This window comes from Sporomusa sp. (genome assembly GCF_035561255.1).
Lineage (GTDB): Bacteria > Bacillota > Negativicutes > Sporomusales > Sporomusaceae > Sporomusa.
Genome location: NZ_DATMXX010000009.1, coordinates 1 through 6,564, shown reverse-complemented (window position 1 = coordinate 6,564; position 6,564 = coordinate 1). Strand labels below are relative to the sequence as shown.

General features: G+C 43.4%; 6 protein-coding genes. 4 read left to right on the top strand and 2 right to left on the bottom strand.

The annotated features are described in order from the left end of the window. The first annotated feature begins 131 nt into the window (after window positions 1-131). Entirely contained in the window at window positions 132-989 is an 858-nt protein-coding gene (gene dapF, locus VN379_RS00565) for a diaminopimelate epimerase (protein ID WP_325529725.1), read from the top strand. 61 nt (window positions 990-1,050) lie between these two features. Here dapF and VN379_RS00560 read toward each other — a convergent pair whose 3' ends face one another. Together VN379_RS00560 and VN379_RS00555 are read right to left on the bottom strand one after the other, a co-directional pair. Further along, entirely contained in the window at window positions 1,051-1,356 is a 306-nt protein-coding gene (locus tag VN379_RS00560; RefSeq protein ID WP_325529723.1) for an AzlD domain-containing protein, read from the bottom strand. Continuing rightward, complete coding sequence (locus VN379_RS00555) at window positions 1,353-2,057, bottom strand: AzlC family ABC transporter permease (protein WP_325529721.1); 705 nt, start codon at window positions 2,055-2,057, stop codon at window positions 1,353-1,355. Before VN379_RS00555 ends, VN379_RS00560 begins: the two co-directional genes overlap by 4 nt. A gap of 163 nt (window positions 2,058-2,220) precedes the next feature. Between VN379_RS00555 and VN379_RS00550 the strand changes: the two genes are divergently transcribed. From VN379_RS00550 to VN379_RS00540, 3 genes are all read left to right on the top strand, one after another. Then, a complete protein-coding gene (locus tag VN379_RS00550; protein ID WP_325529719.1) occupies window positions 2,221-2,775 on the top strand; it encodes an XRE family transcriptional regulator in 555 nt (184 codons plus the stop codon). Between the two features lie 158 nt (window positions 2,776-2,933). Next, window positions 2,934-4,598: a methyl-accepting chemotaxis protein gene (locus tag VN379_RS00545; RefSeq protein WP_325529717.1), complete on the top strand. Its 1,665-nt coding sequence runs from the start codon at window positions 2,934-2,936 to the stop codon at window positions 4,596-4,598. Between the two features lie 197 nt (window positions 4,599-4,795). Then, window positions 4,796-6,439, top strand: a complete 1,644-nt coding sequence (locus VN379_RS00540) for a sigma-54 interaction domain-containing protein (RefSeq protein ID WP_325529715.1) — start codon at window positions 4,796-4,798, stop codon at window positions 6,437-6,439. Window positions 6,440-6,564: the final 125 nt, after the last annotated feature.

The following is a 6,564-nucleotide window of genomic DNA, read 5'->3' as shown; positions in this document are numbered from 1 at the left end:
GTTTCAATACTGTAATGATACTGTAATGTAGTTTTGAGAGGATACCTTATAGCGTATGGAGAAGAAAGCTATACAGAAAGCGATTAATATAATAACGGCAAAACGGGTTGGATAATAGGGGAGGTATACTCATGAATTTTCATTTTTACAAGTATCATGCTTTAGGTAACGATTATATTGTGATTGATCCCAATAAAGCCAATATTGATTTCTCAGAGAAGAATATCCGGTTGATTTGTCACCGGAATTTTGGTATTGGCTCAGATGGTATTCTGGTAGGCCCTTTGCTTCAGGGAAACTCGATTCACCTGAGGATACTTAATCCTGATGGCAGTGAAGCCGAGAAAAGTGGCAATGGGGTTAGGATATTTTCCCGGTATCTTGTCGATGAAGGCTATGTGACAACCAAAAAATTCAGTCTGGGAACTATGGGCGGTGAGGTTTATGTTGAACTGCTTGATGATAAAGGACAGCAGATCCGGATTGATATGGGGACTGTAACGTTTCAGAGTACGGATATCCCGGTGGACGGTCCGGCAAGAGCGGTGTTAAACGAAGAACTGATCATTCAGGGTCAGCGCTTAGCTACTACCTGTGTGTCAATTGGCAACCCTCATTGTGTAGTGTTGTATGATGAGCCCTCGCGTGAAACAGCATTGGATTTAGGACCGGCCATTGAAAACCATAGCCGTTTCCCCAACCGGATTAATGTTCAGTTTCTAAAGGTACTGAACCGAAACAACATTCAGATTGAAATCTGGGAGCGGGGGGCGGGCTATACACTTGCCTCAGGCAGCAGTAGCTGTGCAGCGGCCAGTGCTGCCTATAAACTGGGACTGGTTGACAATGAGATTTACGTACATATGCCAGGCGGTATCATTAAAGTCGATATCCGGCAAAACGGACATGTTTTTATGACAGGTTCGGTCAATCAGGTCGGCAAAGGTTTTTTCTCTGATGAATTATGGGCTCAGATACAGGTAAAGTGAAAATATAATATAGTGGGTGCGACGCTTACGTTGGAGGGATCTTTAGTGGTTTATTTACTGGCTATTGATACGTCAGGAGCAGGAATACTGCAATGATTGAGGCTGAGACAGACGACACCAAGCCGCCTTTATACCAGGAACAGACTGCCGCTACTAATATGCCTGCAAGTGTTGCCAACATCATTGCTGAAGGGGCCTCCAAGACTCCTTTAACAATTAATGCGCCAAGTGCAGTGTAGGGGATGTATAGAAGAAACCGCCGCAATAACGGATGCGGCGGCCGCTTTGATAATACAAACCAGGGGAGTAGTCTGGGCCCATAGGTAACAAGCATCATGGCAATAATGAGCGGTAAATAGTTTGTCATAGCTGCCCCTCCCTGGCTTCATCGTTTAATAAAAAAAGGCCGGCTAGTGAGGCAAAGATAATCGATATAATCAGGCTCCAGCCGGACGGAAGCACCTGGAAGTAGCTGTTGGCTGCATAGATAACGCCCGCAATAAGTGCCAGGCACAAAATATTGGCTGACTTCTTTATCTCCGGTACTAGTATTGCAGTAAACATGGCATAAAGGCCTACTCCCAGTGCGCTCTGCACTGATAGCGGCAGCGCGGTACCTAATAGATAGCCTGCGAAAGTGCCGCCAACCCATGAAATATAACTAAACCCTTGTAAAGCCAGCAAAAAAGGTACACTAAGTTTTCCCTGCTGTAAAGAAGCCACAGAAAAGCTTTCATCTGTAATACCAAAAGCAATAAAGGGCAGCCAGCTCTTTTTTACGTCTGTAAGGCGTACTGCGAGCGAGGCGCTCATCATTAGGTGCCTCAGATTAAGCAGAAATGTCGCCAGCACAATATCTACTGTGGCAATGCCGGCTTTAATAAGGTCTAAAGCCATAAACTGACTTGCCCCAGCAAAGACGATTAAGGAGAACAGGCAGCTGTCCAATAGTGAAATATTGACTGTTTTTGCAAGCAGGCCAAAGGCCATAGCTACCGGGAAATAACCAATAACAAGAGGAATCCCCGCGACGAACCCCTTTTTGAAACTATGAGAATTTTCCTTCATTTTCCCCTCCATCGTACCCGATAGTAAAATAATTCTGCGGTATGATATAATAAGCAATGAACATTATAAAATTGTGCGTTATAACGTATGATACAAACGATATAACGCCTTTCGAATATTATAACATACAAACTGTAGATTACCAGGTAAAGGGGGTAAATTTTTGAAAGACTTAAATTTGATAATCGCCAATAATTTGAAACAGATTCGCGAGGAGAAGAAATTAAGCCTTGAAAAAGTTGCCGATATTACGGGTGTTAGTAAATCGATGCTGGGGCAGATCGAACGGGGTGAGTCCAGTCCCACAATCAACACCATCTGGAAGATTGCCATTGGACTAAAAGTCTCTTTTACTTCAATCATTAATTCACCTCAGGACGACGCAATGCTTGTGCATAAGTCTGAGGTTGAACCGCTTATTGAGGATGATGGCAGATATAGGGTGTATCCGGTATTCCCCTATGAAGATGGCCGCCGTTTCGAAATGTATATAGTAGAGGTAGAACCAGGCGGGCAATTGAGTACAGATACTCATGGCGAGAAAACCCAGGAATTTATTACAGTTGTTGAGGGTGAATTAACTGTGCTGACGAACGATAAAGAGTATATAGTCAATAAAGGTGACTCGATAACATTCCGGGCCGATAAGCGTCATACCTACCATAACCCCGGTGCTGGGCTGGCACGGTTAAGTATGGTTATTTATTATTCACTGTGATAATTAAATAATTATTCCCGAATGTGATTTATGTCATGGAGCATTATTTGCCTATGACCTAGAATATAACAAATAGATACAAAAAAGGAACCTGTAACCATAGGGAACAGTTTTCTTTTAGAGTCTAAAGATAAATTAGTTAAATCACGGAGGGAAATATGACAGTAAAGAAAAAACTAATCATGATTTTGGCAATGCTGTTCTTATTTGTAGGTGGGCTATTGGCTGTTAATCTTTATACATTTGAAGAACTAAAAGGGGACGGGCCTACTATTAATTTATCCGGTAATCTGCGCTTTCGTGCCTATAAATTGGCATTACTTACAAACCGGTTTGCCGCTGTACCCCAAGCGGAGAGGCAAGCGCTGAAAGATGAAATTGGTCAGGAAATAGCGATGTATGATAAAATTCTGACTGGTCTGGAGAACGGTGATGCCAGCTTAAAATTGGCAGCTGTTGATTCTGATGGTGCCCGCCAACAGCTTAATCAGGTTAGGCTAATGTGGGCTGAATACAAATCTTTCATCCAGCAGGTTATTGCTGCCGAGAATCAAGACATGGCGGCAGGCGGGGTAAGGAGCGTTAATGCTTTTGTTGCAGGGTATGTAAATGAGGTAAATAAACTGGTTAATATATTTGATACCTATTCACAAAATAAAGTTACCACATCCAAACAGGTTCAAATTGCCATTTTTGCTTTATCAATATTCGTTGTTGCTATAGCCTTCTACATTGTTATTGTGCAGGTAATTCGTCCTCTGACGCAATTGTCAGCCTCTTTTGCTAATGTTGCTACAGGTCGGGGGGATTTGACGCAGCGGTTAAATTTAGGGTGTAGCGATGAGATCGGTCAGATTAGTCAATATTTTGATATGTTTATTGTCAGTGTACATGAAATAATTAAAAACAGCCGTAAGACTGCTGCCGAGGTATCCCATCTGGCCAGCGCCCTCTCACAGGCGAGTTTGGAAAGTGGCAAAGCTGTAGAGCAGGTCGCCGTCAGCATGCAAGAGGTGGCAGGCGGAGCTAGTGCGCAGAATGCCAGTGTCCGTGATTTGTCGTTTAGACTTGATGATATTGCAACCGGTATGAAGCAGGTTGCAATAAATGCTCAGCAGGCGGCCGGCCTTTCTGGCGAGTCTGAGCTTCAGGCGCACAATGGAGCCGAAAATGCAGATGTACTGGTCGAACGGACACAGGATCTTAAACGAACGGTTGATAAAATTTCAGATACTGTCACCACTTTAACAACGCATTCGAAAGATATTAGTCAGATTATCGATCTGATTAAGCAGATTGCAGGTCAGACAAACCTGCTTGCTTTGAACGCAGCTATTGAAGCAGCCAGGGCCGGCGAGGCTGGCCGTGGGTTTGCGGTAGTGGCAGATGAGGTTCGCAAGCTTGCAGATCAGAGTAATCATGCTGCTGATCAGGTAACAGAAAAGATTAAGGCCATTCAAAGGCCGGTGGATGATACTCAGGCAATTAATGTGCTTTTGGGTCGTGAACTGGAAACTATCGTAGCAGATGTAGCAAGGTTATCGCAATCTCTAAGTATTATAGTTGATAAATCCAAGCAAAGCCGTCAGGCGGTTGAAGGAATTGCCGGGTTAAATAGCCAGGCGTCAGAGCAGCTTTCCGGCGTAGCTCAGGCCTCACAGACTGTTGCTAATGTCGCCAAACAGATTGCTGCATTATCTGAGGATTCGGCTGCTGCTGTTGAAGAACAGACCGCCTCAGTGCAGGAATTTTCCGCGACGGCTCAGCAGTTGTCCGGTCTGGCAGCTAATCTGGATTCGCTGGTAAGTCGATTCAAGGTTTAGCAGATGGCTCGTGTGTTGAAATATCCTGAACCCTTATATGTGAAGGGTTCAGGATATTTTTGATCAAAGAGGTTGTTGCAATTCAGATTATTTATAGCAGGTATGCAGGATTATGGTAAGTTTATTGAGAACACACATAGTAAACCTAGCAGGTTGCTTTACTCTTAAAAGCAGAAGAAATGGAGGTCTACATAGCTGTGCTTGATTTGATCATTAAACTTGACGCTGATTTCCGGATAAAGGCAGTGCAGCAGATTGGAAAAAATCCGGCTCTTTTAGATGATAGTGTATGTACCGGTTTGATTGATCAACAAATCAACCATGTGTTAGGAGCTGCTCTAAAAGAGCAGGGCATTGTGGAGCTTAGCAATAAGTTTTTTCGCTATCAGTGTGTAGCTGACCCGGATGGAAGTGTGTTATATTTAAGTAATAATGGAGTACTGCTTGATTTTTACAAGCAGATTTATGGGCACATAGCCGAGGGTGTACAAATATATGACCGCAACGGGAACTTTTTATTTGCCAATTCCGCAAGTGAGGCCCTTGAGGGATATAACAGTCTTAACTATCTGGGAAAACATCTGCTTGATATTTACGATGTAAACGAAGAATACAGTACGGTTCTGACAATATTAAGGACAAAAAAACCGGTTGCAAACCGGTGTGACCGTTTCAAAATGAAAAATGGTACGATTTTGACTACCATCAATTCCGGCTATCCTTTGATCATTGACAACAATCTATATGGAGCTGTTGTTTTTGAAAGCGATATATCGGTATTAAGACGGCTTAAAACTCGGACATTTAATTTGGAGGCATATATTGGCAGTACAGACCCTGCAGGCCAACCGGCTATGTATACCTTTGATGATATCGTACATGAAGCTGAGAACATGAAAGATATGATTCATTTTGCCAAAAAAGTGTCTCTTACAGACTCGTCGATCCTGATTGTGGGGGCTACCGGAACCGGAAAAGAGCTTGTGGCGCAGAGTATACACTCGTTTGGCTCCAGAAGATACAAGCCGTTTATTGATGTTAATTGCAGCGCTGTGCCTGGCAATCTGTTTGAGAGCATGTTTTTTGGCACTGAAAAGGGTGCTTTTACAGGCAGTGTCAGCAAGGCCGGACTTTTTGAAATGGCAAACGGCGGGACAATCTTTCTTGATGAAGTCAATTCCATCAGCCCTGAGATACAGGCTAAGCTATTGCGGGTATTGCAGGAAAAGCGTTTTCAAAGGGTGGGTGGCAGTAAATATATACAATGTGATGTACGGGTCATCTCGGCTGCAAATGAGAATCTTACCGCTCTTATGCAGCAGCAAAAAATCCGGATGGATTTTTATTACCGGATCTCAACCATCAAGATTGATCTTCCCGCTTTAAAGGAGCGCAACCAGGACATAATTCTCCTGGCGCAAAATTTCCTGCAGAAATTGTGTACACAATATAACCGGGAGCAGCTTACTATTGCAAAAGAAGTATTTAATGCGTTTCAGCAGTATGACTGGCCGGGCAACGTAAGAGAACTTAATCATGTGATTGAATATGCCTTTAACCGCGCTGCCGATGATGTAAGCATGATAACCTGTGATTGCTTGCCTGATTATTTAAGATCTTTGGAACATGTAACTTGCATCACAGCTCGTGGGGACAGCACGAAACCTGTGTCAGCAGGATCCCCGGGGACATTTGATGAGCGTGTGGAACAGTTTGAATACGAATTAATTCGCCATTCGCTTAATGAGAATTCCGGGAATATTACCCAGACTGCCAGGGGTTTGGGGATGAGCAGGCAGAGCCTGCAGTACCGGATGAAGAAGTTTAGCATTGGTGAATAGCAGTGCAAAATAATTATGGATAGAGCGCCAAATATTTTGGCGCCTTTTTTGTTGTTGTTTTAAGGATTTTTTGCTAATCATGATAAGATGTGCCGAAAAAATCGGCACAATATAAACAGATAGGT